This is a genomic window from Mesorhizobium sp. M1409, from assembly GCF_040317535.1.
Classification (GTDB): Bacteria; Pseudomonadota; Alphaproteobacteria; order Rhizobiales; family Rhizobiaceae; genus Mesorhizobium.
Map to the genome: position 1 here is coordinate 13729 of NZ_JAMYKV010000032.1, position 24470 is coordinate 38198.

The 24470-nt window shown below is 63.2% G+C and carries 21 protein-coding genes; 11 read left to right on the plus strand and 10 right to left on the minus strand.

Going from position 1 to position 24470, the window contains the following annotated elements:
• Window positions 1–12: 12 nt before the first annotated feature.
• Together NKG99_RS22640 and NKG99_RS22645 are read left to right on the plus strand one after the other, a co-directional pair.
• Window positions 13–312 carry a HigA family addiction module antitoxin gene (locus NKG99_RS22640; RefSeq protein ID WP_352870851.1) on the plus strand — a complete coding sequence of 100 codons (300 nt, stop codon included), beginning with the start codon at window positions 13–15 and terminating at the stop codon, window positions 310–312.
• Between the two features lie 80 nt (window positions 313–392).
• Entirely contained in the window at window positions 393–1148 is a 756-nt protein-coding gene (locus NKG99_RS22645; protein WP_352870853.1) for a DUF502 domain-containing protein, read from the plus strand.
• Here the strand turns inward: NKG99_RS22645 and recG are convergent.
• Window positions 1100–3208, minus strand: a complete 2109-nt coding sequence (gene recG / locus NKG99_RS22650; protein ID WP_352870855.1) for an ATP-dependent DNA helicase RecG — start codon at window positions 3206–3208, stop codon at window positions 1100–1102. The two genes, NKG99_RS22645 and recG, sit on opposite strands and share 49 nt — an antisense overlap.
• Window positions 3209–3303: 95 nt before the next feature.
• Between recG and NKG99_RS22655 the strand changes: the two genes are divergently transcribed.
• Window positions 3304–3591 carry a succinate dehydrogenase assembly factor 2 gene (locus NKG99_RS22655; protein WP_352870856.1) on the plus strand — a complete coding sequence of 96 codons (288 nt, stop codon included), beginning with the start codon at window positions 3304–3306 and terminating at the stop codon, window positions 3589–3591.
• Between the two features lie 28 nt (window positions 3592–3619).
• Window positions 3620–7120 (plus strand): transcription-repair coupling factor, encoded by a 3501-nt coding sequence (gene mfd, locus NKG99_RS22660; protein ID WP_352870857.1) that lies wholly within the window; start codon window positions 3620–3622, stop codon window positions 7118–7120.
• A gap of 57 nt (window positions 7121–7177) precedes the next feature.
• Here mfd and NKG99_RS22665 read toward each other — a convergent pair whose 3' ends face one another.
• Window positions 7178–7378, minus strand: coding sequence for a hypothetical protein (locus NKG99_RS22665; protein WP_352870913.1), 201 nt, complete (start codon window positions 7376–7378; stop codon window positions 7178–7180).
• On the opposite strand from NKG99_RS22665, the gene NKG99_RS22670 reads away from it, so the two are divergent.
• Complete coding sequence (locus tag NKG99_RS22670) at window positions 7335–8708, plus strand: class II 3-deoxy-7-phosphoheptulonate synthase (protein WP_352870859.1); 1374 nt, start codon at window positions 7335–7337, stop codon at window positions 8706–8708. The two genes, NKG99_RS22665 and NKG99_RS22670, sit on opposite strands and share 44 nt — an antisense overlap.
• Before the next feature lie 69 nt (window positions 8709–8777).
• Here NKG99_RS22670 and NKG99_RS22675 read toward each other — a convergent pair whose 3' ends face one another.
• From NKG99_RS22675 to NKG99_RS22685, 3 genes are all read right to left on the minus strand, one after another.
• Complete coding sequence (locus NKG99_RS22675) at window positions 8778–9545, minus strand: RES family NAD+ phosphorylase (RefSeq protein ID WP_352870860.1); 768 nt, start codon at window positions 9543–9545, stop codon at window positions 8778–8780.
• Window positions 9505–9879 carry an MbcA/ParS/Xre antitoxin family protein gene (locus NKG99_RS22680; protein WP_183451823.1) on the minus strand — a complete coding sequence of 125 codons (375 nt, stop codon included), beginning with the start codon at window positions 9877–9879 and terminating at the stop codon, window positions 9505–9507. Before NKG99_RS22680 ends, NKG99_RS22675 begins: the two co-directional genes overlap by 41 nt.
• 98 nt (window positions 9880–9977) lie before the next feature.
• The gene (locus NKG99_RS22685) at window positions 9978–11048 is read right to left on the minus strand and encodes a diguanylate cyclase (protein ID WP_352870861.1); all 1071 of its coding nucleotides are present in this window, start codon (window positions 11046–11048) and stop codon (window positions 9978–9980) included.
• 410 nt (window positions 11049–11458) lie between these two features.
• Here NKG99_RS22685 and NKG99_RS22690 point away from each other — a divergent pair, with 410 nt between their 5' ends.
• Together NKG99_RS22690 and NKG99_RS22695 are read left to right on the plus strand one after the other, a co-directional pair.
• Window positions 11459–11875: a GFA family protein gene (locus NKG99_RS22690; RefSeq protein WP_352870862.1), complete on the plus strand. Its 417-nt coding sequence runs from the start codon at window positions 11459–11461 to the stop codon at window positions 11873–11875.
• Between the two features lie 81 nt (window positions 11876–11956).
• On the plus strand, window positions 11957–12316 hold the full coding sequence (locus tag NKG99_RS22695; RefSeq protein WP_292179283.1) for a diacylglycerol kinase: 360 nt from the start codon (window positions 11957–11959) through the stop codon (window positions 12314–12316).
• Window positions 12317–12374: 58 nt separating this feature from the next.
• Here NKG99_RS22695 and NKG99_RS22700 read toward each other — a convergent pair whose 3' ends face one another.
• Both NKG99_RS22700 and NKG99_RS22705 read right to left on the minus strand, forming a co-directional pair.
• Window positions 12375–12962: a DedA family protein gene (locus NKG99_RS22700; RefSeq protein WP_352870863.1), complete on the minus strand. Its 588-nt coding sequence runs from the start codon at window positions 12960–12962 to the stop codon at window positions 12375–12377.
• Window positions 12959–13522: a DUF1003 domain-containing protein gene (locus NKG99_RS22705; RefSeq protein ID WP_352870865.1), complete on the minus strand. Its 564-nt coding sequence runs from the start codon at window positions 13520–13522 to the stop codon at window positions 12959–12961. The genes NKG99_RS22700 and NKG99_RS22705 overlap by 4 nt, the downstream gene beginning before the upstream one ends.
• Window positions 13523–13615: 93 nt before the next feature.
• Here NKG99_RS22705 and NKG99_RS22710 point away from each other — a divergent pair, with 93 nt between their 5' ends.
• From NKG99_RS22710 to gltX, 4 genes are all read left to right on the plus strand, one after another.
• Window positions 13616–14422, plus strand: a complete 807-nt coding sequence (locus NKG99_RS22710) for a DNA-3-methyladenine glycosylase I (RefSeq protein ID WP_352870866.1) — start codon at window positions 13616–13618, stop codon at window positions 14420–14422.
• Window positions 14419–16095 carry an NAD+ synthase gene (locus NKG99_RS22715; protein ID WP_352870867.1) on the plus strand — a complete coding sequence of 559 codons (1677 nt, stop codon included), beginning with the start codon at window positions 14419–14421 and terminating at the stop codon, window positions 16093–16095. The genes NKG99_RS22710 and NKG99_RS22715 overlap by 4 nt, the downstream gene beginning before the upstream one ends.
• A gap of 460 nt (window positions 16096–16555) precedes the next feature.
• Entirely contained in the window at window positions 16556–18361 is a 1806-nt protein-coding gene (locus NKG99_RS22720) for an ABC transporter ATP-binding protein (RefSeq protein ID WP_352870868.1), read from the plus strand.
• A gap of 179 nt (window positions 18362–18540) precedes the next feature.
• Window positions 18541–19914, plus strand: coding sequence for a glutamate--tRNA ligase (gene gltX, locus NKG99_RS22725; RefSeq protein WP_352870869.1), 1374 nt, complete (start codon window positions 18541–18543; stop codon window positions 19912–19914).
• Here gltX and NKG99_RS22730 read toward each other — a convergent pair.
• The 3 genes from NKG99_RS22730 to NKG99_RS22740 all read right to left on the minus strand — a co-directional run bounded on the left by NKG99_RS22730 (window position 19832) and on the right by NKG99_RS22740 (window position 24418).
• Window positions 19832–21046 (minus strand): DUF2865 domain-containing protein, encoded by a 1215-nt coding sequence (locus tag NKG99_RS22730; RefSeq protein WP_352870870.1) that lies wholly within the window; start codon window positions 21044–21046, stop codon window positions 19832–19834. The genes gltX and NKG99_RS22730 overlap by 83 nt on opposite strands.
• 90 nt (window positions 21047–21136) lie before the next feature.
• Complete coding sequence (locus tag NKG99_RS22735; RefSeq protein WP_352870871.1) at window positions 21137–23461, minus strand: NADP-dependent malic enzyme; 2325 nt, start codon at window positions 23459–23461, stop codon at window positions 21137–21139.
• A gap of 177 nt (window positions 23462–23638) precedes the next feature.
• Window positions 23639–24418, minus strand: coding sequence for an SDR family oxidoreductase (locus NKG99_RS22740; RefSeq protein WP_352870872.1), 780 nt, complete (start codon window positions 24416–24418; stop codon window positions 23639–23641).
• Window positions 24419–24470: the final 52 nt, after the last annotated feature.

Genomic DNA, 24470 nt, shown 5'->3' on the forward strand with positions numbered 1-24470 from the left:
GGACCCTGAATTATGCTCAAGTTCGCACGTCCAGTTCATCCTGGAGAATTCCTGCGCGAAGAATATCTCGTCCCGCTCGGCATGAGTGCCGGCGCGCTGGCAAAAAATCTCAATCTTCCGCGCACCCGTATCGAGCGCATTGCCAAGGAGGAGATCGGCTTGACCCCCGATACGGCCCTCCGCCTCGCCAGATTTTTCAACACCACACCCGAATTCTGGATGAATTTTCAACAGGCCTATGAGCTTGAAACCGAAGCCAAGAAACTGGCGCCGGAACTCGAGAAAATCGAACCGCTGGACGCGGCGGCATAATCGGCCCTTTAAAAACTTCGTAGTTCCAAAGCGTCTTGCGGTTCACTATGTTGCGCTGCAACCCGCGTTCCCGGTGAACCATGTCCGACGCTCCCAAGACCTCCGGCATGACCCGGCTGAGGAATTATTTCCTCACAGGCTTCGTTGTCTGTGCGCCACTGGCGATCACCGCCTATATCGCCTGGTCGTTCATCGGCTGGGTCGATTCCTGGGTGAAACCCTATATTCCGGTGCGCTACAGTCCGGACTCCTACCTGCCGTTTCCGGTTCCGGGGTTCGGGCTGATCGTGGCGCTGATCCTGATCACGCTGATCGGTTTCCTGACGGCCAACATCGTCGGCCGAGCCATCGTCAATTTCGGCGAACGGCTGCTTGGCCGCATGCCGCTGGTGCGCGGCATCTATGGTTCGCTGAAGCAGATTTTCGAGACCGTGCTGTCCAACAAGGGCGACATGTTCCGCCAGGTCGGGCTGGTCGAATATCCGCGCAAGGGCGTTTGGTCGCTGGTTTTCGTCGCCAGCGAGAAGGAGACCGAGATCAACCAGAAGCTCGATCAGGAAGGCGATCCGCTCATTGCGGTGTTCATGCCCTGTACGCCGAACCCGACCACTGGCTTTCTCATGTACGTGCCGAAGTCGGATATCGTGCTGCTTGACATGACGATCGAGGACGGCGCCAAGCTGATCGTCTCGGCCGGGCTGGTGGCCCCCGAGGTCAAGCCAATGGTCGTCGTGAATGGCGAGCCGATCGAGGGGATGCTTGCCAATCCATCGGTTGCCGCCTTGGCTCAGCCGGCGCGCAGGAGCCGCACGGCCTCGTCGCGTCCGAACAAATAAAGCAGCAGGCGCAGCGCCTCGCCACGCTCGGATTGCAGCTCCGGATCGCGCGACAGGATCAGCCTGGCGTCGTCGCGGGCGGCCTCAAGAAGGTCGGCATGCGCCTCGATGCGCGCCACCTGGAAACCCGGCGTGCCGGACTGGCGGGTGCCCAGCAATTCGCCTTCGCCGCGCAGCTTCAGGTCTTCCTCGGCAATCAGAAACCCGTCTTCGGTCTCGCGCATTACCGACAGCCGGCGTTTTGCGGTCTCGCCGAGCGGGTCCTTGTAAAGCAGCACGCAGGAGGAGGGCTTGTCGCTGCGCCCAACACGCCCGCGCAGCTGGTGCAACTGGGCCAGGCCAAAGCGTTCGGCATGTTCGATGACCATGACGGTGGCGTCCGGTACATCGACGCCGACCTCGATGACCGTGGTGGCGATCAGGATGCGTGTCTCGCCCTGCTTGAAGGCGCGCATCGCCTCGTCCTTGTCGGCGCCCTTCATGCGGCCATGGACGAGGCCGATGCGGTCGCCGAACAGCGGCTTCAGCGAGGCAAAACGGTCCTCGGCCGACATCAGCTTGATCTCTTCGGATTCCTCGACCAGCGGACAGATCCAGTAGATCTTCTGGCCAGCGGCAACGGCGTCGACCATGCGCCCGACCAGTTCATCGAGCCGCTCCAGGGGCAGTGTGACGGTGCGGATCGGCTGGCGGCCGGCCGGCTTTTCCGTCAGCTTCGACACGTCCATGTCGCCGAAAGCGGTCAGTACCAACGTGCGCGGGATCGGTGTGGCCGTCATCACCAGCATGTCTGGCGCATCGCCCTTGGCGGTGATGGCAAGGCGCTGGTGGACACCGAAGCGGTGCTGCTCGTCGATGACGGCAAAGACCAGGTCGTGGAAGGTGACCGTCTCCTGGAACAGCGCGTGGGTGCCGACGATGATGTCGATCGCGCCGCTGGCCAGGCCTGCCAGCGTGTCGGTGCGCTCGCGGCCCTTTTCACGGCCTGTGAGGATAGCGATGCGCAGCCCGACCTTGGCGGCAAGCGGCGCGATGGTCGCCAGGTGCTGACGCGCCAGGATTTCCGTCGGTGCCATCAAGGCGGCCTGGCCGCCGGCCTCGACGGCACGCGCCATGGCCAGCAGCGCCACGACCGTCTTGCCGGAGCCGACATCGCCCTGCAAAAGCCGCAGCATGCGTTCGGGATCGGCGAGGTCGGCATTGATTTCGGCCAGCGCGAACTCCTGGCTTGATGTCAGCGAGTAGGGCAGTGCGGCGCGCAGTTTCTCGACGATGCTGCCGTCGCCGACCAGGGGACGGCCGGACAGGCGACGGACTTTTGCCCGCACCAGCGCCAGCGAAACCTGGCCCGCCAGCAACTCGTCATAGGCCAGGCGCCGCCATGCAGCGCCGTCGACAGAGACGTCGATCGGGTCCGCCGGATTGTGGATACGGGCAAGCGCATCACCAAAGGCCGCAAAGGTGTGCCGGCGCATGAAGGCGCCATCCTGCCATTCGGGAAATTCAGGCACGCGCGCCAGCGCCTGGCCGATTGCCCGGCGCAGCACCTTGCCCGAGAGCCCGGCGGTGAGCGGATAGACCGGTTCGACCAGCGGCAGGTTCTCCGCTTCGCTGGCCAGCGCGATATGGTCGGGGTGGACCATGCTTGGGCGGCCATTGAACCATTCCATGCGGCCCGAGACCACGACATGCTCGCCTTCGGGCATCGCCTTTTCGAGATAGGAAGCATGCGCATGGAAGAAGGTCAGCGCGATCTCGCCGGTGTCGTCATGGGCATAGACCCGGTAGGGCACCGACCTGTTGCCGCGCGGCGGCGGCTGGTGGCGGTCGATGCGCACGTCGAGCGTGACGATCTGGCCTTCGGCGGACCCTGCAATACCCGGACGGCTGCGGCGGTCGATGACGGTGTGCGGCAGCACGAACAGAAGGTCGCCCGCGCGGGCGACGCGATCACCCAGATCGGCCGCGACAACCTTTTCGATCAGGGCGCCAACCTTCGGCCCGACGCCGGCAAGCGAGGTGATCGGGACAAACAGCGGATCGAGGATGGTGGGGCGCATGATGATGTCAGCTTATGTCGTGACGGCTACAGCGCAAGGCTGACAGCACCTTCTATCCACGCTATATGCGCCGCAGCAAGTGAGGATGCGGCACAATGACCGGAACGACGAGATCAAGCGAGGGGCTGGACGCCCACCGCCGCAAGCTTCTGTTTCGCTCCTGGCATCGCGGTATGCGCGAGATGGACCTGATCCTTGGCACTTTCGCCGACGCCGAGATCGGCGCCTTGACCGGCGAGGAAATCGACCAATATGAGAAGCTCCTCGACATTCCCGACACCGAATTCCTGCCCATGGTCACCGGCGAACGCCCGGTCCCGGCGGACATCGATTGTGCCGTCCTGCAAAAGATCCTGGCATTCCGCCACTCCCTGACATTTTGAACAACCACATTCAAAACGACGTGATTTCATGAGCCTCATTCCCACCATCGGTCTGCCGAAAGGCCGCGCCGGCCAGTTTATCGTCGACGGCGTCGCCGACGGCTACGAAGCTTTCGCGCTGGTGCAGGCGGCACTCGAGATCGCGCCCGACAAGCCGGTGCTGTTCGTGGCGCGCGACGGCCAGCGCCTGCCGGCGATCATCGAGGCGCTGTCCTTCGCGGCGCCAGGTCTGCCGATTCTCGAACTACCGGCCTGGGATTGTCTGCCCTACGACCGCGTCTCGCCTGGTTCGGACGCCGCCGCCAAGCGCCTCGATGCGCTGACCGCCATGATCGCGCTGGCGAAAAAGCCGCACCGCGCCGTCATCCTCACCACCGCCAATGCACTGCTGCAGCGGATTCCGCCGGCTGAACTGGTCGAGGCACAGACTTTTCACGCCAGGCCCGGTAACCAGATCGACATGAACGCACTGGTGTCGCGGCTGGAAACATCCGGCTTCGAGCGCGTGCCGACGGTGCGCGGCATCGGCGAATTCGCGGTGCGCGGCGGCATTCTCGACCTGTTTGCTCCCGGCTGGACCGAGGCGCTCAGGCTCGACTTCTTCGGTGACACGCTGGAATCGATTCGTGTCTTCGATGCCGCCACCCAGCGCACCACCGGCCAACGCAAGTCGATGGCGCTGCAAGCGATGAGCGAAGTGGCGCTGACGCCGGAAACTATCAGCCGCTTTCGCCGCTCCTATATCGAAGCTTTTGGCGCACCGCAGCGCGACGACGGGCTCTATGCGGCGGTCAGTGAAGGACGACGCTTCGCCGGCATGGAGCACTGGCTGCCGTTCTTCTACGAGCGGTTGGAGACGGTGTTCGACTATCTCACCGATACACCTGTCGTCTTCGATCACCTGGCGCATGAGGCACTGGCCGAACGCCACACGCTGATCCTCGATCACTACGAGGCGCGCAAGAAGCAGGCCGATAGTGCCTTGAAGGACGCCGTGCCCTACAAGCCGGTGCCGCCGGATCTGCTTTATCTTTCGCCGGAAAACCTGATCGCCTCGCTCGGGCCGCGCGAAGCGATCGATTTCACGCCGTTCGATGCGCCCGATGCCGGCGCGAAAAAGGTCTTTCACTCCGGTTCGCGGCACGGCCGCAGATTCGTCGAGGAACGCGCCGACCCGAACGTCAATGTCTTTGATGTCGTCGTCAAACACATCGCCGACGAGCGCGCGGCGCGCCGCCGCGTCGTCATCGCCGGCTGGACAGAAGGCTCACTCGACCGGCTTGGCCAGATCCTTGGCGAGCACCACCTCGGCAACCTCAAGCAGGTCGCGACGCTGGCGGAAGCCGAAAAGCTTGAGCCGGGGCAGGCGGCTCTCGCCGTGCTGCCGCTCGAATCCGGCTTCGAGACCGAAAAACTGGTTGTCGTCGCCGAACAGGACATTCTCGGCGACCGGCTGATCCGGCGCTCGAAGCGCAAGAAGCGTCCGTCGGACTTCATCGCCGAGGCCTCGGCGCTGTCGGCGGGCGACATCGTCGTCCATGCCGACCACGGCATTGGCCGCTTCATCGGCCTGCGCACCATCGAAGCGGTCGGCGCGCCGCATGACTGCCTGGAAATCCACTATGCCGGCGATGACCGGCTGTTCCTGCCGGTCGAGAATATCGAGCTTCTTTCGCGCTATGGCTCGGATTCGGCCGAAGCGACGCTGGACAAGCTCGGCGGCGGAGCCTGGCAGTCGCGCAAGGCGCGGCTGAAGAAACGCCTGCTCGACATGGCCGGGCAATTGATCCGCATCGCCGCCGAACGGCAGATGCGCGCCGCACCGGCGCTGGTGCCGGCCGAAGGCCTCTATGGCGAGTTCGCCGCCCGCTTCCCGTATGAGGAGACCGACGATCAGCAGACGGCGATCGACTCCGTGCGCGACGATCTTGGCGCCGGCAAGCCGATGGACCGGCTGATCTGCGGCGATGTCGGCTTCGGCAAGACCGAGGTCGCGTTGCGGGCCGCCTTCATCGCGGCGATGGAAGGATTTCAGGTGGCGGTGGTGGTGCCGACGACACTGTTGTCGCGCCAGCATTTCAAGACGTTTTCGCAGCGTTTCTCAGGCCTGCCGATCCGCGTTGCCCAGGCCTCGCGTCTGGTCGGTGCCAAGGAGCTGGCGGAAACGAAGAAGGGCATTGCCGAGGGCCAGGTCGACATCGTCATCGGCACCCATGCGCTGCTTGGGTCCGCGATCTCGTTCAAGAGTCTTGGGCTGCTGATCATCGACGAGGAGCAGCACTTTGGCGTCAAGCACAAGGAACGGCTGAAGGACCTGAAAACCGATGTGCACGTGCTGACGCTGTCGGCGACGCCGATCCCGCGTACGCTGCAACTGGCACTGACCGGTGTGCGCGAGCTGTCGCTGATCGCTACGCCGCCGGTCGACCGCCTGGCGGTGCGCACCTTCATCTCGCCCTTCGATCCGCTGGTGATCCGCGAGACGCTGCTTCGCGAACGTTATCGCGGCGGGCATTCCTTCTATGTCGTTCCGCGCATCAGTGATCTGGCGGAAATCCATGATTTCCTGAGAGAATCCGTGCCTGAATTGAAAGTTGCGGTGGCCCATGGCCAGATGCCGCCGGGCGAACTCGACGACATCATGAATGCCTTCTACGACGGCCAGTACGACGTGCTGCTGTCGACCACCATCGTCGAATCCGGCCTCGACATCCCAACCGCCAACACGCTGATCATCCATCGCGCCGACATGTTCGGCCTGTCGCAGCTCTACCAATTGCGCGGGCGCGTCGGGCGTTCGAAGGTGCGCGCCTATGCGCTGTTCACGCTGCCGGCCAACCGCAAGCTGACCGACACCGCCGAGCGCCGGCTAAAAGTGCTGCAATCGCTCGACACGCTGGGCGCCGGCTTCCAACTGGCCAGCCACGACCTCGACATCAGAGGCGCGGGCAATCTTCTGGGCGAAGAGCAGTCCGGCCACATCAAGGAGGTCGGCTTCGAACTCTACCAGCAGATGCTGGAAGAAGCCGTCGCCGAGGTGAAGGATTCCGGCGAGGTTCAGGATGGCGGCTGGTCGCCGCAGATCGCCGTCGGCACGGCGGTGATGATCCCGGAAAGCTATGTTCCGGACCTGCAGCTCAGGCTGGCGCTCTATCGCCGTCTCGGCGATCTTGAAAACACCGAGGAGATCGATGCTTTCGGCGCCGAGCTGATCGACCGCTTCGGCCCGCTGCCGGAGGAGGTCAAGCATCTCCTCAAGATCGTCTTCATCAAGGCGCTCTGCCGCAAGGCCAATGTCGAGAAGCTCGACGCCGGCCCGAAGGGCGTCGTCATCCATTTCCGCAAGCGTGAATTCTCCAACCCGGTCGGGCTGGTCCGGTTCATCGGCGAGCAGGGCTCGCTGGCCAAGATCCGGCCGGACCACAGCGTCGTGTTCGTGCGCGACTGGCCAACGGCCGAGAAGCGGCTGGCGGGCTCCGCGGTCGTCATGACGCAACTGGCGCGGCTGGTGGAGAAGGCGGCGGCGTAGGGCAGGGGTAGGACAGCGCCTCGCCAGGCCGCCATTCGCCACGCGGCCAAATCCGGTCTAGAATAGGAAATCGGCTTCGTGTATGGAGCCGCGATCCCCATATGGGGCGGGTTGGCGGGCGATGGCGCTTGCTTTTGTTGTTTGACGCAATTCCGGACGGAAAACCGTTTCACGCTTTTCCTGGAGTTGCTCGGAAAGAGCGTTGGGTGCAGCGATGACGAAATGGTCGCCGAATTCTTGGAGAGCGATGCCGATCAAGCAGGTTCCTGCCTATCCGGACCTTGCCGCGCTGAAGACCACGGAAGCCCAACTCGCGACCTTTCCGCCGCTGGTTTTTGCAGGTGAGGCACGCAAGCTGAAGAAGCAGCTTGCGGCCGTCGCTGCCGGTGACGCATTCCTTCTCCAGGGCGGCGATTGCGCCGAGAGCTTCGCCGAGCATGGCGCGGACAACATCCGCGACTTCTTCCGCGTGTTCCTGCAGATGTCGGTGGTGCTCACCTTCGCCGGCGCGCAGCCGGTGGTCAAGGTCGGCCGCGTTGCTGGCCAGTTCGCCAAGCCGCGCTCGTCAGACAACGAGACCAAGGGCGGGGTGACGCTGCCCAGCTATCGCGGCGACATCATCAACGGCATCGAATTCGACGCCAAGTCGCGCATTCCCGATCCTGCCCGCCAGGAGATGGCGTACCGCCAGTCGGCGGCGACACTCAACCTTCTGCGCGCCTTCGCGCAGGGCGGCTATGCCAGCCTGGAGAATGTGCATCGCTGGATGCTCGGCTTCGTGTCCGACAGTCCGCAAGGCGAGAAGTATGAATCGCTTGCCAATCGTATCACCGAGACGATGGACTTCATGAAGGCCGTCGGTATCACCTCGGAAACCAACTACGCCCTGCGCGAAACCGATTTCTACACCAGCCACGAGGCGTTGCTGCTCGGCTACGAGGAGGCGCTGACCCGCGTCGATTCGACTTCCGGCGACTGGTACGCCACCTCAGGCCATATGATCTGGATCGGCGACCGCACACGCCAGCCCGACCATGCGCATGTCGAATATTGCCGCGGCATCAAGAACCCGCTCGGCCTGAAATGCGGACCGTCGCTGACGCCGGACGGGTTGCTGGAACTGATCGATCTGCTCAACCCCGACAACGAGCCCGGCCGGCTGACGCTGATCGCGCGCTTCGGTTCCGACAAGGTCGCCGACCATCTGCCGAAGCTGGTCCGCGCGGTGAAGAAGGAAGGCCGCAGCGTGGTGTGGTCTTCGGACCCGATGCACGGCAACACGATAGAGGCGGCCGGCTACAAGACGCGGCCGTTCGACCGCATCCTGAAGGAGGTGCAGACCTTCTTCGAGGTGCATCGCGCCGAAGGCACGCATCCGGGCGGCATCCATATCGAGATGACCGGCAAGAACGTCACCGAATGCACCGGTGGCGCGCGCGCCATCACCGCCGAAGAGTTGCAGGACCGCTACCACACCCATTGCGATCCGCGCCTCAACGCCGACCAGGCGATCGAACTGGCCTTCCTGGTCTCGGATCTCTTGAAGAAGAGCCACCCGGTGCAGCACAAGCAGGCCGTGAACGGCTGATTTTCGCCGCGGTCCGAATGAAATCATAAAAAGGCGCCGGAGAAATTCGGCGCCTTTTTCGTTTTTGGTTCAGCGGCCGCGTTCCCAGCGCAGGCCAGCGAGACGGGGATCGGCAAAGGCGGTTCTGGAAAACTCGATCCGTTTTTCAGGAAATTCGCAGATCGCCTGCACACCGAACGCGCCCAGGCGGATCCGCCAGGTCCGTGGCTCCATCGGCTTGGCCTTGGCAAAGCCGCGGCAGGTCAGCAGCGCTATGTTGGCACCTTTGGGGTCACGCGCCGAGCGGTAGCGGATCGCCTCCAGCCCGGCCTCGCGGGCGGCATCGGCAAGGGCCTGGCAAGCCGCGTAATCGGTCGGATGTGTCCAGGCAGCCGCGTCGCGATCAAGCGGCTTCCGGGTGAGATCGATCGCCCTGGCGCATTTGATCGCGGCGGCAAAGGCCGTGTATTCGGCGGCGTCGCTCGGCCAGGGTGTTTTGGGCGACTCGGCAAAGAACAGCAGCCGGTAGAAGGCCATTTCGGCAACCGCCGTCATCACGGTCCCGGCCGCGTAGTAGACGCCCTTGGTCCTGCCGGCGCGGCGGAAGCGCGAACCGTGCGGATAGACCGAGCCGTAGCGGAAGGGCGTCGCCAGGAGATAGTGGAGATGGCGGCATTCGAGCGGGATCCGCGGCTTGGTTTCCTCGATCAAGTCTTCCAGTATCGCCTGCTCGTCGAGCGTGTCGACGATTTTCAGCGTCGAGACGTGGTGCTGCGCCTCGACCATGCGCCAGTATTTGCCGTCGATCCCGACGGCCTCAGACGAGAGCGCGACGGGAGTCCAGATAGGCGATGACATCGACAAGTCCGGTGATGGTGAGGATTTTTTCAAGCGGAGCGGCGTCGAACGCCGTGTTGGCGTTCTTCAGCCATGCCCGGGCGACAGCCGCGTCGCCGCCGACTATGGCGTCGAGCGAGCGGAACAGCCTGACGAACAGCACGGCGAGTTCGAATGGCTTGGTGCCGCGCTCGAGCAGGAATTCATCCCTGCGCATGCGCGAAACCGTGGCCTCCGAAACGCCTATTACCGAGGCAAGCATCCTGGCTGTGATGTCCAGCAGATCGGCCGCGCGCAGCGTTGCCTTGGTAAGGACTGCATTCTCGGCTGTCTTGGCAGCGGTTTGAGGTTGCATCGCGGCGCCTTTCTATTTCTGTGGAAAATATAGCCCACAGAAATTCATATGGAAAGGGATGGCGCAAGACAATTCGCAGCGGCGATCGGCGGGGAAGCTCAGTCCTTCTTGTAAAGCAGCCAGCTTTTGCCGGCCCGACCGGCCATCGTCGAGTGCTTGGTGACGCGGTTGCGGCCGCTGACCTTCGAGCGATAGAGCGCCCGGTCGGCCTTGGTGTAGAGATCCTCCGGCCCCTCGGCCTCGGACGCCATGCAGATGCCCATCGAGACGGTGACGGTGCCGTAATTGGTGCCGGTCTGGCTGCTGGTGAACGGCGTCTGTTCGATCAGGGCGCGAATGCGCTCGGCGATCTCGTAGGTGGCATCCTCGCTGGCGCCCTCGACAATCAGCGCGAATTCCTCGCCGCCGGTGCGGGCGACGAACATGTCGCCGCGAATGCCGGTCTGGAAAATGTCGGCGATGATCTGGATGATCTTGTCGCCAACCGGGTGGCCGTAGCGATCGTTGATGTCCTTGAAGCGATCGATGTCGGCAAGGATCAAGGCATTGAACAGGATGCCCCTGTTGCTGTTGTAGATCCTGGTGATTTCCTTGTCGAAGGCGCGGCGATTCCAGATATGGGTCAAGGGATCGGTATCGGCCAGCCGCTTGTACTCCTCGAGCTTCGACTTGACGCTCTCGAGTTCGGCCGTCCTGTCGCTGAGCGTCGAGGCCACCTGCCGGCCGTGATCGATCGTCGAATTGGTGGCAACCGCCATGGCGTTGGCGATCTTCTGCAAAAGGTCCTGGGAGAGAAGGCTGCGGCCGCTGAGGCCACTCGATGTCTCATCGAGGATCCTGCCGTATTTCTCGATGTGGCTGCGCTCGCTCCGCAACAGCGAGGCGACCTCCTCAAGCTCCCTGGCAATGACGTCCCTGGCATGCTCGACGATGCCCGGGCCATGGTTCTGGGCAAAGAAAGTGCGCCCGATCTGGTCCAGTTCATCCTGTGTCGGCCGGTTGCTCAGCGAAACGACGGCGAGGCTGAGTTCGCGATTGGTGCCGCTCAGGGCCTCGTAGAAGATCTCGTAGTTGCGTGGCAGGCCGAGCACACCCAGCTGGCGCATTGTGGCGATGACACTGGCTGCGATGTCGGTGCTTCGTTCGGTCGGGACAGGTGCCGGCTGCATTTTTGTTTCTTCCCCTCGAATCCCGCCGCGGAATTCGCGGGTCCCCTTTGTCGCCGATCTGGGGAATGCGACCGACACTCCAGAACAACCTGCGAAGGGATGCGTCCCCACCCACGACCTTCGCTTGCCGTGACCATAAATGCGCTGGCGCTAAAGTTTCCTTAATTTGTAAGAAGCGGACACGTTTTTCTCTATTTTGCGGCTGTAGAAGCTTGAATCTTCGCACCAACAATCCGTGACAGCGCCAGTTTGGTGGCGTCGAATCCGAAATTCGCGCATTAAGAATGAAACCGAATTTCGGATTCGCCGCGCCAGTACATGTCGCATTTGCTTGCGCGTGGCCGCCGCAAAGCTGGAATCCTGATGGCGATGCTCGTGCCAGGCAGAATTTTCTTCAACAAGGGGTCGACATGAGTGATGGCCATCAAGGGTCCTGTCTGTGCGGAGCGGTCCGCTTCGGAACGCACGGAGCGCTGCGTGGCGTCGTCTATTGTCATTGCTCGCAATGCCGCAAGCAGAGCGGACATTTCTATGCCGCGACCAATGTTGCCAACGCCGACATCGTCATCGAAGGCACGGAAAGCATCACCTGGTACGAGGCGTCCGCCTTCGCCAGGCGCGGTTTTTGCAAGGTGTGCGGCTCGGTGCTGTTCTGGAAGCCGCGAGACCACGACTACATTTCAGTCATGGCGGGATCGTTCGACAGGCCGACAGGCCTTGAGGGCGAATGCCATATCTTCGTCGGCGACAAGGGCGACTATTATTCGATCAACGACGGGCTGCCGCAGTTTGAAAAATCGACACCGTCCATACCGGTCGCTGAATGAAACTTGGACAAGTCGCCTTATTCCATTGATCTGGCCAGCCATTGCATTATCCCGTGCCGGTGATTCGGAAAGGGGTTTAGCATGCAGCGGCTGATCGACGCTTTTTTCAATTCGGTGCGGGCGTTTCGCAAACTGGCCGTCAGCGAGAAGGCTTTCCAGCAGGAGCTGATGCTGCTGGCGCTTGCCTTGCCGCTCGGCTGGTTCGTTTCGATCTCATGGCGCGGCTATGCCTTGTTGATCGGCGCGGTGCTGCTGCTGATCATGGTCGAAGTGCTGAACACCGGCATCGAGGCGGCGTGCGACGCCTTCAGCCGCGAGTTCAATGTCGACATCCAGCTGGCCAAGGACTGCGGTTCGCTGGCGGTGCTGATTTCGGTGCTCATCGTCGCCGGTGTCTGGGGCATCGCCATCATCGAACGGATTACGGGACTACCGATCTAGAGAAGGTGCTCGATATTCAGGTGATACCGGCCTAACCTGAATCTCAAGCACATCCAGCTCAGCTCTCCCTGGCGCGCTCCCTGCTGGCGATGTGACGGGCGACGAACCAGGCAAGGATCGCCACGCTCAGGCCGATGCCAAGCCCGATCAGCAGCCGCTCGTGGCGCATCAATGCCTGGCCGATGAAGTGCTCGGCTCCCAGTCCAAAGACATAACCGACCGTGCCGAACAGCACCGCCCAGATTGCCGATGAAATGGCGTTGAGGACGACGAAGCGCAGCGCGGGGATATTGGAAAGCCCGGCCGCGATGCCGCCGACGAGGCGCATGCCGTAGACGTAGCGGTTCGACAGGACGAAAATGTCGGGATGAGAGTTGAGCAGGCGAAAGGCGCGGCGAAAGCCGGGTCGCTTGCGCAATCTGACGACATAGCGATGGTCGGCAAAGCTTCGTCCGAGGATGAAGAAGAAGGTGTCGCCGGCGAAGGCGCCGAGGCCAGCCGCGACAAAGGCGTGCCACGGGACGAAGACCTGCTGGTGCGCGAAAAAGCCACCGAGGATGGCGGCACTTTCACCTTCGGCGACGCAGCCGATAAAGACAGCAAGCAGCCCATATTGTTCGATGAAATGATGGATGGCCTGCGTCATGAGGGCTGGGTCTGGGGGGCAAGCCGTTCGTCGATCCGTTTCAGCTGTTCTGCTATCTGGGCGATCTCGTCGCGCATGCCGATGATCTGGCTGTGGCGCAGCTCGTCCAGCTTTTCGTGCAGTGCCATGATCTCGATCTCGGCCTTGAGGTTGACCTCGTAGTCGTGGGCGGCGTCGATGCGGTCGCGCGCCGCTTGGCGGTTCTGCGACATCATGATCACCGGCGCCTGCAAGGCGGCGATCATCGAGAGGACGAGGTTGAGGAAGATGAAGGGGTAGGGGTCGAACGACTCTCGCCCCAGCAGCCACCAATTGGCACCGATCCAGAGGATCAGGAAGGCGATGAAGGACAGGATGAACGTCCACGAGCCGCCGACGCGCGCAATGGCGTCGGCGATACGGTCGCCCGCGCCCTGAAGGCCGGCAAGATGGTCGTTGATGTCCTGCGCTATGGGCTTGCGGTCGACGGTACTCTGCAGCACCCGCCTCTCAAGTTCGCTCAGGCTCTCCGGGTTTCGCCTCAGCCAGCGATTGGCGAGTTCCGGCACGGTCTTGTTCATGGATGTCTCCATACAAAGCAGCGGCTTGGCAGCCTGGTTTCCATATAGGAAGATGCCGGTTCGTCAAAAGCACGACGTGAGGATGCAAGCAGAATGCCCGATTTCGCAAAAATCCGCGCTCGTGCCGCAAAACGCAAGGGTGGCGAGGCGGAGCTTTCGTCACTGCTGGGCCCGGCGCCCGACAATGCCGCCGTGGCAGACATCGCGGACGATCGCATTCTGTCTGTTATGGCCGAGCGGGTCTTTGCCGCCGGTTTCGTCTGGCGCGTTGTCGAACAGAAATGGCCTGGCTTCGAAGAGGCGTTTCTGCGCTTCGAGCCAAAGCGGCTGTTGTTCCAGCCCGATGATTTCTGGCACGATCTGGCTTCCGATCAGCGCATTGTGCGCAACCCGCAGAAGATCAAATCCGTTCGCGACAACGCGGCCTTCGTCGAACGTGTGTCGAAGGAGCACGGCGGCTTCGGTGAATTCCTCGCCAACTGGCCGGCCGACGATCAGGTCGGGCTGATGGCGTGGCTCGGCAAGCATGGCAGCCGGCTCGGCGGCAACACCGGCCAGTATTTTCTGCGTTGGCTGGGTTGGGATGCCTTCGTTATTTCGGGCGATATGGCGGCGGCATTGCGCGACTCGGGGCTCGACATCGCCGAAACCCCGACTTCGAAGAGGGACCTCGACAAGATCCAGGCCCAGATCAACCAGTGGGTGGCGCAGACGGGCCTGCCGCGCCGCCATATCTCGCGCATCCTGGCGATGTCGATCGGCGACAACCATTCTCCGCAAGCGTTGCGCGAATATATGGGCGACGACCGATCGCCGGCAGTCCGGCCACAATCGGTCCGAAGTGGTCCAAACGAACGCCATTGCCCGACGAAATTTGCCGCGCTAAGTCAGCAGGCATGACCAAGAACCTCGACATCCTGCGCATCGCGATCGCCCAGCTCAACCCGACCGTCGGTGACGTCGCCGGCAACCTCGCCAAGGCCCGCGAGGCGAGAGCGGATGCCGCTCGCCAAGGCGCCGATCTCGTGCTCTATACCGAGCTTTTCCTCGCCGGCTATCCGCCGGAAGATCTGGTGCTGAAGCCGGCTTTCCTGAAGGCCTGCGAAAAGGCGGCACAGGACTTTGCCGCCGATACCGCCGACGGCGGCCCGGGCGTCATCATCGGCACGCCGCTAAAGCGCAAGAGCGGCACGCACAATTCGATCATCTTCGCCGATGGCGGCAAGATCATCGCCGAGCGCTACAAGCTCGATCTGCCGAACTACGGCGAATTCGACGAGAAGCGCGTCTTCCAGGCCGGGCCCGAGATTCAGGGGCCGGTCAATTTCCGCGGCGTGCGGATCGGGATTCCGATCTGCGAAGACATCTGGGGCGATATCGACATCTGCGAGACGCTGGCCGAAAGCGGGGCGGAAATCCTGCTGGTGCCGAACGGTTCGCCCTACTATCGCGCCAAGATCGATGTTCGCCACCAGGTCGTCATCCGCCAGGTCATCCAATGCGGGCTGCCAATGATCTATGCCAACCAGCTTGGCGGCCAGGACGAGCTGATCTTCGACGGCGCCTCGTTTGCCATAGGTTCTGACAAGACACTGGCCTTCCAGATGAGCCAGTTCGAGGAAGCAGTCGACGTCACCACCTGGAAAAGACAAGGCGAAGGGTGGGTCTGTTCGGAAGGGCCGATGTCGAAAATCCCGGACAGGGAAGAGGCCGACTATCGCGCCTGCATGCTGGGCCTGCGCGACTACGTCAACAAGAACGGTTTCAAGAACGTCGTGCTTGGTCTCTCGGGCGGCATCGATTCGGCGATCTGCGCCGCCCTTGCCGTCGATGCGCTCGGCGAGGAACGCCTGCGCGCGGTGATGATGCCTTACCGCTACACCTCGAAGGACTCGCTGAAGGACGCCGAGGACTGCGCCCGTGCGCTCGGCTGCCGCTATGACATCGTGCCGATCTTCGAGCCGGTCGAGGGCTTTCTGCATACGTTGACGCAGATGTTCGAAGGCACCAAGGAAGGCATCACCGAGGAGAATTTGCAGAGCCGCGCGCGCGGCACCATCCTGATGGCGATCTCCAACAAGTTTGGCTCGATGGTCGTCACCACCGGCAACAAGAGCGAGATGTCGGTCGGCTACGCCACGCTCTACGGTGACATGAACGGCGGCTTCAATCCGATCAAGGACCTCTACAAGATGCAGGTCTACGCACTGTCGCGCTGGCGCAACAGCCATGTGCCGCCGGGCGCGCTCGGGCCTTCGGGCGAGGTGATCCCGAAGAACATCATCGACAAGGCGCCGTCGGCGGAATTGCGCGAGAACCAGACCGACCAGGACTCGCTGCCGCCCTATCCGGTGCTGGACGACATCCTCGAATGCCTGGTCGAGAACGAGATGGGCGTCGACGACATCGTTGCGCGCGGCCATGACCGGGCGACGGTGACGCGTATCGAGCACTTGCTCTACATCGCCGAATACAAACGCAGGCAGGCGGCTCCGGGCGTGAAGATCACCAAAAAGAACTTCGGCCGCGACCGCCGCTACCCCATCACCAACCGGTTCAGGGATCGCGGCTAGACACTGAAAGCGCGCGGCGGCCGCGGCGGCATCGGCAACTGGCTCGTCCCAGCCCTTTTCGACCAGATGAAGCGGCACGCGGCGATGACTTGCTGCCATTGTTGCAAAATGATCGCAGTGGTTGGACCAGATACACTTTTGGCGTGCGCTGATCTTGGCGATGCATCTGGGCGTCTCTATAAGGACCTCTCCGCGATTCATTTGCGGGAGGTCCGAATGGCAGTATTTCAAATGGTAATGCGAGGCCGCGAAGCCTAGGTCTCATCTGGCGTTCCGCGAGGGCTTTGCCCCCGCACCGACTCCGGATCGAGCGCAGGCTTATGCCGATGCCGGTCGCCGCCCGACTACGGGCGAGACGCCAAATATGCCACTCCGCTTCTGGGCGCTCATTGGCCCCATGCGCGGCTTCTTCAATTTTCGACCTTACTGGGATCGGGCTCGTTCGCGCCCGAATGACATCATGGCTCGTTTTCGAATCGATTTGCGCGCGAGCGCCTTTCGCAGCGTCCTTGGCTTCACGCTCACCCATTGGCGGCGCCAGCCGTGGCGGCTTTCGCTCATCATGGGCGGCTTCCTGCTGTCGACGCTGGCCGACGTCCTGACGCCGCTCTATTCCGGCCGGCTGGTCGACGCCGTCGCCAGCAGCGCCGGTGCGGACGCCATTGCCTGGAATGCCGCGATGACGGCGTTTTCGATGCTGATGGCCCTGGCATTGACCGGCGTTGTTTTGCGCAACCTTGCCTTCATGGGCATCGTCGAATTGACGCTGAAGATGATGGCGGATATCGCCGCCGACGCCTTCCATCGCGTCCAGCGCTTTTCCACCGACTGGCATGCCAACAGCTTTGCCGGCTCGACCGTGCGCAAGGTGACGCGCGGCATGTGGGCGCTCGACCTGCTCAACGACACGATCCTCATCGCGCTGCTGCCGTCCGTCGTCATGCTGGTCGGCTCGACGCTGCTGCTCGGCTGGTTCTGGCCGTTGATGGGCGCGGTGGTTGCCGCCGGTTCGGTGCTGTTCATCATGGTGACCGCGATGCTGTCGCTTGGCTATGTCGCCCCGGCGGCAAGGCTCGCCAACATCTGGGACACGCGCCTCGGCGGCTCGCTGGCCGACGCGGTCAGCTGCAACGCCGTGGTCAAGGGCTTTGGCGCCGAGGAGCGCGAGGAGCGCCGCCTCGCCAGGGTCGTCGCCAAATGGCGTGCGCGCACACGGCGCACCTGGGTGCGCGGCACCATCAACGGCACCACGCAAGGGGCGCTGCTGCTGGTCATGCGGGCCGCGGTGATCGGCCTGGCGCTGATGCTGTGGTCGTGGGGGCAGGCGAGCGCCGGTGACGTCGCCTTCGTGCTGACCTCGTTCTTCGTGCTGCAAGGCTATCTCAGGGATATCGGCACGCACATCCGCAATCTGCAGCGCTCGATCAACGACATGGAGGAACTGGTCGATTTCCAGTCCGAACCGCTCGGCATCGAGGACCGGCGCGGCGCAAAGCCGATCCGGATCACTGAAGGACGGATCGGCTTCGACAACGTCACCTTTCACTACGGCAATCACCGATCGGCGCTCTATCGCGACTTTTCGGTCGATATCGCGCCGGGTGAACGTGTCGGGCTGGTCGGCCATTCGGGTTCGGGCAAGACAACCTTCGTCAAGCTGATCCAGCGGCTCTATGACGTGAATGCGGGAAAGATCCTGGTCGACGGCCAGGACATCTCGCAGGTGGCGCAAGCGTCGCTGCGCGGGCAGATCGCCATCGTCCAGCAGGAACCGATCCTGTTCCACCGGTCGCTGGCCGAGAACATCGCCTATAGCAGGCCGAGCGCGACGCAGGATGAGATCGAGCATGCCGCAAAGCTGGCGAGCGCGCATGATTTCATCACCAACCTGCCGAAGGGCTACGGCACTCTGGTCGGCGAACGCGGTGTGAAACTGTCGGGCGGCGAGCGTCAGCGCGTGGCGATCGCGCGTGCCTTTCTTGCCGATGCGCGCATCCTGATCCTCGACGAGGCGACATCAAGCCTCGATTCGGAATCCGAGGTGCTGATCCAGCAGGCGATGGAGCGGCTGATGGTCGGCCGCACCACGTTGGTTATCGCGCACCGGCTTTCGACGGTGCGGGCGCTCGACAGGCTCTTGGTCTTCGATCGCGGCAGGATCGTCGAGGAAGGCTCGCATGACGAGCTGATCCGGCTGAAAGGCGGCATCTATCGCCGCCTGTTCGAGCGCCAGGCGCTGGAACTGACCAAGGGTCTGGTGATCTGACCCTGAGATGGCCTCCGGCTTCGGCCGGGGGCCACCTCTAACCGCCGGCCGGCCGCCGGGTATGCGCCGCCTGAGGCGCCCCGCCCCGGTCTTTTCATTATGTGCGCCATGTTCTATGTCTGCCGGGCAGCGCGGGGGCGCGTCTTGTCAACCGCAAAAGCATCCGGTACGCCCCGCTCATGACAGTTACCGTTCGTTTCGCCCCGTCGCCAACCGGCCGCATCCATATCGGCAATGCGCGCACCGCCTTGTTCAACTGGCTGTTTGCCATGAACAATAAAGGTCGCTTCATCCAGCGCTTCGACGACACCGATATTGCGCGCTCGAAGCAGGAATTTTCAGACGCCATCCTCTACGACCTGCATTGGCTGGGCATTTTCCCGGACGCCACGGAGTACCAGTCGCGGCGTTTCGAGATCTACGACGCGGCGGTCGAGAGGTTGAAGACGGCAGGCGTTCTCTATGCCTGCTATGAAACGCCGGAGGAACTTGATCTCCGCCGCAAGGTGCGCCGAACGCGCGGCCTGCCGCCAGTCTATGGCCGCGAGGCGCTGGCCCTGACGCACGAGCAGATCGCCGAATACCAGGCCGATGGCCGCCGGCCGCACTGGCGTTTTCTCCTCCCCAATTTCTCGGGCGATCCGCAACAGCCGGAACGCACCGAAATCCAGTGGAACGATCTGGTGCGCGGCGAGGAAACCGTCGACCTCGCTTCGCTTTCCGATCCGGTGCTGGTGCGCGAGGACGGTACTTACCTCTATACGCTCCCCTCCGTGGTCGACGACATCGAGATGGGCGTCAGCCATGTCATCCGCGGCGACGACCACGTCACCAATACGGGCGTGCAGATCGCGCTGTTCCAGGCACTGGCTGCCGCGCCGCCGGTGTTCGGCCACCACAATCTCTTGACCACGTCCTCGGGCGAGGGGTTGTCGAAGCGCACCGGCGCGCTCTCCATCGAAAGCCTGCGCGAGGACGGCATCGAGCCGATGGCCGTCGCCTCATTGGCCGTGCTGGTTGGCACCTCGGAGAATGTCGCGGCGGTGCCGACGATGGGCGAACTCGCCGAACGCTTCGATCCGGCGGCGACATCGAGATCCGCGGCCAAATTCGATCCGGACGAGCTGTTCGTGCTCAACCGGACACTGCTGCACCACATGCCGTTCGCCGAGGCGCAAGACCGGCTGATCGTGCTCGGCGTATCGGGCGAGCAGGCCGAACCGTTCTGGCTGGCGGTGCGCGGCAATCTCGACAGGCTGGCCGATGCGGTCAATTGGTGGCGTATCCTGCGCGAAGGGCCACGGGAGAAGCCGGAATTTTCCGATGACGACCGCGATTTTCTCGGTCAGGCCTTCGACCTTTTGCCGGAAGAGCCTTGGAACGGGACGATCTGGAAAGACTGGACGGGCAAGATCAGGGAAGCGACCGGCCGCAAGGGCAAGGCGTTGTTCATGCCGCTCAGAACAGCCCTTACCGGACTGCCCTCGGGGCCGGAGCTTGCAGATCTATTGCCGCTGATGGGTCGGGAAGGAACGTTGGCCCGACGACCCTGACCTTGCGCTGGTCCGGCGGCAGCGCGGACACCGGCGACGTCACCGGCTTGACGGAAAGCCGCTTGATCGCCTCGCGGTCGAGCCCGCCTTCCAGATTGGCCAGGGTTTCCGGATCGGCGCCCGGGTCTGGCTTGGAACTGGGGACTGGGATGAACGATGCAGCGTCCGTTTCGGGCTGCGATTGCTCCTGATATGGCGGGTTGCCGGCGATGATCTGGAAGCCCTGCGCGGCGGCGTTGCAACCGCAAGCCGGTGGCCGCGACATGTCGGGCTGCTTGTAGAGATAGGCGGTCGGCAATTCGCTGTAGGGCCGGCCGGTTACCGATGACGTCATCGAGGCCGAATCGTCATCCATGCCGCGCGAGTAGAAAACCTCCATCTCGGTGCCTGGGCAGCTCGATTCGCAATTCTTCTGGTCGCGTTCGAAATCGCTCGCCGAGGCCGAGTTGGACATCGGGAAGAAGTAGCCGTCGCAGGTGCGCACACAGGAGGTGTGGAATTCACCGCCGACGCTCGGAAAGTCCGGTACGCCGGGCCGGTTGAGCACCCGGCGGACGCTGCGCTCCTCGCCAGGATCGCCAAGCTGGTCAAGTGGATCTGGCGTATCGAGCTGCTGGCTGTTGCCGCCGAAAAGCTGATCGAACAGGTTTGTGCCGCCGCCTTCGCGGTCCGCCTCCTGCAAGGGCGCGCGCCGTGGCGCAACGGTGTCGTCGCGGCAGCCATTGGCATCAAGTGCCGCCACGATGCGCTCGCGGTCACGGCGCGAGCCACCGCCGGCCATCCGCTCGCGCTTGTTTTGCAAGGCGTCGAGATTGGCATTCATGCGGTCGATGGTGGCGTTGAGCCCGGCGCATTGATTGAGGTTGCGGTCAAACAGGGAAAAGCCGCACCCGGCCCGGCTCGCTTGGCCGCGGGCCTTGGAAATCTGCTCATGCTGCCTGGCAATTGCGGAATCGTATTTCCGGATCAGTGCCGGACCGCCGCCACCGCCGCGTGAGGCTGAGGCAAGATCGGCCTCCAACTGGCGGCAGATCCGCGAGGCGGCCTGTGGCTCGGCCACTCCCCAGGTTGCGGACAACAGAAGGCCAAGCAGCACGGCAGCATGCGCCTGCTTCCACCCTCCGCTTGCCATCCGCCCAAACTCCGCCTGCCCAAATCCCGCCCGTTGGCCCGCAAGGCTACCGTGTTCGCGGTTAACCGCAGTTTACCGCGAAATCCGCGTTCAGCCCAGATTGACGACCGCCTGCGCCTTGTGAGCGGCTTCGACCACGGCAAGCGCCGTCATGTTGACGACGCCGCGTGAGGTCACCGACGGCGTCAATATGTGCGCCGGCATGTCGGTGCCGAGCAGGATCGGCCCGACATGCAGCGCATCCATCATGGTTCTGAGTGCGGTCAGCGTGATGTTGGCCGAATCGAGGTTGGGGAATACCAGCAGATTGGCTTCGCCCTTCAGCCGCGAATGCGGATAGACGCGCTGGCGCAGATGCTCAGACAAGGCGGAATCGGCATGCATCTCGCCGTCGCACTCCAGTTCGGGTGCGATACGCGCCAGGATCGCCGCCGCTTGCCGCATCTTGAGCGCGCTGGGTGAATCGCGCGAGCCGAAATCGGAATGCGACAGGAGTGCTGCCTTCGGCTCGATGCCGAAGCGCTGGATTTCTTCCGCCGCCAGCACCGTCATCTCGGCAATCTCCTCGGCCGTCGGGTCGACGGAGACGTGGGTGTCGGTGAGGAAGATGATGCCACGCTGCGAGATCAGCATCGACAGCGTCGAGAGGTCGCGATCCCTGACGCCGGTGCGCGGACCGATGATCAGGGTGACGTTGCGCAGATGCCGCTCGAAGCGGCCTTCGAGGCCGCAGACCATGGCATCGGCATCGCCGCGCTTGAGCGCAAGTGCTGCGATCACCGTGTTGTCGGTGCGCACCATGGTGCGCGCGGCCTCCGTCGTCACGCCGCGCCGGCCGGCGAGTTCGATCAACAGGTCGACATAGTGGCGATAGCGCGGATCGTCTTCCGGATTGATCAGGCCGAAATCGACACCGGGCTTGATGCGCAGCCCGTAGCGCTTCAGGCGCACTTCGATGACATGTGGGCGGCCGATCAGAATCGGTTCTGCGATGCCTTCCTCGAGCACCACCTGGGCGGCGCGGAGCACGCGCTCGTCCTCGCCGTCGGCGTAGATGACGCGCTTGGCGGTCGATGCCTTGGCCGACGAGAACACCGGCTTCATCACCAGGCCGGAGCGGAAAACGAAGCGATTGAGCTTGTCGATATAGGCGGCGGAGTCGGTGATCGGCCTTGTCGCGACACCGGTGTCGCAGGCCGCCTTGGCGACCGCCGGGGCGATGCGCAGGATCAGGCGCGGATCGAAGGGCGAGGGGATCAGGAACTCGGGGCCGAAGATCGGCGTCTCGCCGGAATAGGCGCGGGCCGCGACATCGGAGGGTTCTTCACGAGCGAGCGCTGCGATCGCCCGCACCGCGGCCATTTTCATCTCCTCGTTGATGGCGCTGGCGCCACAGTCGAGCGCACCGCGAAAGATGTAAGGAAAACACAGTACGTTGTTGACCTGATTAGGAAAATCGGAGCGGCCGGTGCAAATCATCGCATCGGGACGCGCCGCACGCGCCACCTCCGGCATGATCTCCGGATTGGGGTTGGCCAGCGCCAGGATCAGTGGCTTCGGCGCCATGTGCTGGAGCAGTTCCGGCTTCAGCACGCCTGCCGCCGACAAGCCGAGGAAGACGTCGGCGCCTGATATGACATCGGCCAGCGTGCGCGCCTCTGTGTCTTTCACATAGGGGTCCTTCCAGCGGTCCATCTCGTCGACGCGGCCCTTGTAGGCGACGCCGAAACGGTCGGTGACCCAGATGTTTTCGACCCGCGCGCCGAGCGAGACCAGCAGGTTGAGGCAGGCAAGGGCGGCAGCGCCGGCGCCTGAGGTGACGATCTTGATGTTCGAGATGGTCTTGCCGGCGAATTCCAGCCCGTTGAGTACGGCGGCGGCGACGATGATCGCGGTGCCGTGTTGGTCGTCGTGGAACACCGGTATGCCCATGCGGGCCTTCAACTGCTCCTCGACCTCGAAGCACTCCGGCGCCTTGATGTCTTCGAGATTGATGCCGCCGAAGGTCGGCTCGAGCGCCGAGATCGTCTCGACCATGCGCTCGATGCCGGGCGCGTCGATCTCGATGTCGAAGACGTCGATGCCGGCGAATTTCTTGAACAGGACAGCCTTGCCCTCCATCACCGGCTTGGAGGCCAGCGGGCCGATATTGCCGAGGCCGAGCACCGCCGACCCGTTGGAGACGACACCAACCAGATTGGCGCGCGCCGTATAGTCGGCGGCGGTCGCCGGATCGTCACGGATTTCCAGGCAAGGGGCGGCGACACCAGGCGAATAGGCGAGCGCGAGGTCGCGCTGATTGCCGAGCGGCTTGGTCGCCTGGATCTCGAGTTTTCCCGGCCTTGGGTGCTTGTGGAAGTAGAGGGCGGCTTCGTCGAGGTCCGAACGTGCCGTCTTTTTGCTCTCGCCTTCCATGCGGCCGCTCCTCCGAAATCTGCCTGGAGATTCCCTTTTAGCATGCAGCCGAGGTTTTTCGCGACGCTAATTGACGCGCCGGCGGCTTTACCCTGCGGCGTGTCGAAAATCGTTATCTATCAAGTGCTTATGCCGATTTGACAGCAAATGATTGCTGCTGGTTGGCAGGCGCGTCGATCAAAAGGCGCTGACATAGAGACCGCCATCGACCGGTATGTTCTGCCCGGTCAGATAGCCCGCATGGACCGAGCACAGGAAGGCGCAGATCTGGCCGAATTCCTCCGGCGTGCCGAGCCGCTTGGCCGGAACATCGGCGCTGATGCGGGTCTTGCGGGCTGCCGCGGCGGCGGGATCCTCTGATGTGCCGGCCTCGTGCGGCCCGCGCAGCCGGTCGGTGTCGAGCTTGCCCGGCAAAAGACTGTTGATGGTCACGTTGCGATCGACCACCGTCCGCGCCACGCCGGCCAGGAACGAGGTCAGGCCGGCGCGTGCGCCGGACGACAGGTCCAGGCCGGGGATCGGAACATAGACCGACAGCGAGGTGATGTTGACGATGCGGCCGAAGCCGCGCGCCGCCATGCCGTCGAGGACAGCCTGCACCAGTTCGATCGGCGTCACCATATTCTGGGTGACGCCTTCGAGAATCTTTTCGCGGTCGAGCGTGCGGAAATCGCGAAGCGGCGGTCCGCCATTGTTGTTGACGAGGATATCCGGTTCCGGGCAGGCCGCGAGCAGCGCCTTCTGCACCTCGGGCCTCGAGACGTCGCCAACGACTTCCGTCACCGTGACGCCATAGCGCTGGCGCAGTTCCGCAGCGGTTTTCGCCACCAGTTCGGCATTGCGCCCGTTGACGACGACGTCGCAGCCGGCTTCCGCCAGCGCCATGGCACAACCGCGCCCAAGTCCCTTGCTCGAAGCGCAGACGATGGCCTTCTTCCCGCTGATACCGAGATCCATGATGATTTCTCCTTGTGAGCCGGCGGCAAGCTAGTCCTTCGACTGGACCAAT

What these genes read in the sequence shown, in the direction of transcription:
- NKG99_RS22640 (WP_352870851.1), top strand. Translation starts at nt 13, where the DNA reads ATGCTCAAGTTCGCACGTCCAGTTCATCCTGGAGAATTCCTGCGCGAA.
- NKG99_RS22645 (WP_352870853.1), top strand. Translation starts at nt 393, where the DNA reads ATGTCCGACGCTCCCAAGACCTCCGGCATGACCCGGCTGAGGAATTAT.
- recG (WP_352870855.1), bottom strand. Translation starts at nt 3,208, where the DNA reads ATGCGCCCCACCATCCTCGATCCGCTGTTTGTCCCGATCACCTCGCTT.
- NKG99_RS22655 (WP_352870856.1), top strand. Translation starts at nt 3,304, where the DNA reads ATGACCGGAACGACGAGATCAAGCGAGGGGCTGGACGCCCACCGCCGC.
- mfd (WP_352870857.1), top strand. Translation starts at nt 3,620, where the DNA reads ATGAGCCTCATTCCCACCATCGGTCTGCCGAAAGGCCGCGCCGGCCAG.
- NKG99_RS22670 (WP_352870859.1), top strand. Translation starts at nt 7,335, where the DNA reads ATGACGAAATGGTCGCCGAATTCTTGGAGAGCGATGCCGATCAAGCAG.
- NKG99_RS22675 (WP_352870860.1), bottom strand. Translation starts at nt 9,545, where the DNA reads ATGTCATCGCCTATCTGGACTCCCGTCGCGCTCTCGTCTGAGGCCGTC.
- NKG99_RS22680 (WP_183451823.1), bottom strand. Translation starts at nt 9,879, where the DNA reads ATGCAACCTCAAACCGCTGCCAAGACAGCCGAGAATGCAGTCCTTACC.
- NKG99_RS22685 (WP_352870861.1), bottom strand. Translation starts at nt 11,048, where the DNA reads ATGCAGCCGGCACCTGTCCCGACCGAACGAAGCACCGACATCGCAGCC.
- NKG99_RS22690 (WP_352870862.1), top strand. Translation starts at nt 11,459, where the DNA reads ATGAGTGATGGCCATCAAGGGTCCTGTCTGTGCGGAGCGGTCCGCTTC.
- NKG99_RS22695 (WP_292179283.1), top strand. Translation starts at nt 11,957, where the DNA reads ATGCAGCGGCTGATCGACGCTTTTTTCAATTCGGTGCGGGCGTTTCGC.
- NKG99_RS22700 (WP_352870863.1), bottom strand. Translation starts at nt 12,962, where the DNA reads ATGACGCAGGCCATCCATCATTTCATCGAACAATATGGGCTGCTTGCT.
- NKG99_RS22705 (WP_352870865.1), bottom strand. Translation starts at nt 13,522, where the DNA reads ATGAACAAGACCGTGCCGGAACTCGCCAATCGCTGGCTGAGGCGAAAC.
- NKG99_RS22710 (WP_352870866.1), top strand. Translation starts at nt 13,616, where the DNA reads ATGCCCGATTTCGCAAAAATCCGCGCTCGTGCCGCAAAACGCAAGGGT.
- NKG99_RS22715 (WP_352870867.1), top strand. Translation starts at nt 14,419, where the DNA reads ATGACCAAGAACCTCGACATCCTGCGCATCGCGATCGCCCAGCTCAAC.
- NKG99_RS22720 (WP_352870868.1), top strand. Translation starts at nt 16,556, where the DNA reads ATGGCTCGTTTTCGAATCGATTTGCGCGCGAGCGCCTTTCGCAGCGTC.
- gltX (WP_352870869.1), top strand. Translation starts at nt 18,541, where the DNA reads ATGACAGTTACCGTTCGTTTCGCCCCGTCGCCAACCGGCCGCATCCAT.
- NKG99_RS22730 (WP_352870870.1), bottom strand. Translation starts at nt 21,046, where the DNA reads ATGGCAAGCGGAGGGTGGAAGCAGGCGCATGCTGCCGTGCTGCTTGGC.
- NKG99_RS22735 (WP_352870871.1), bottom strand. Translation starts at nt 23,461, where the DNA reads ATGGAAGGCGAGAGCAAAAAGACGGCACGTTCGGACCTCGACGAAGCC.
- NKG99_RS22740 (WP_352870872.1), bottom strand. Translation starts at nt 24,418, where the DNA reads ATGGATCTCGGTATCAGCGGGAAGAAGGCCATCGTCTGCGCTTCGAGC.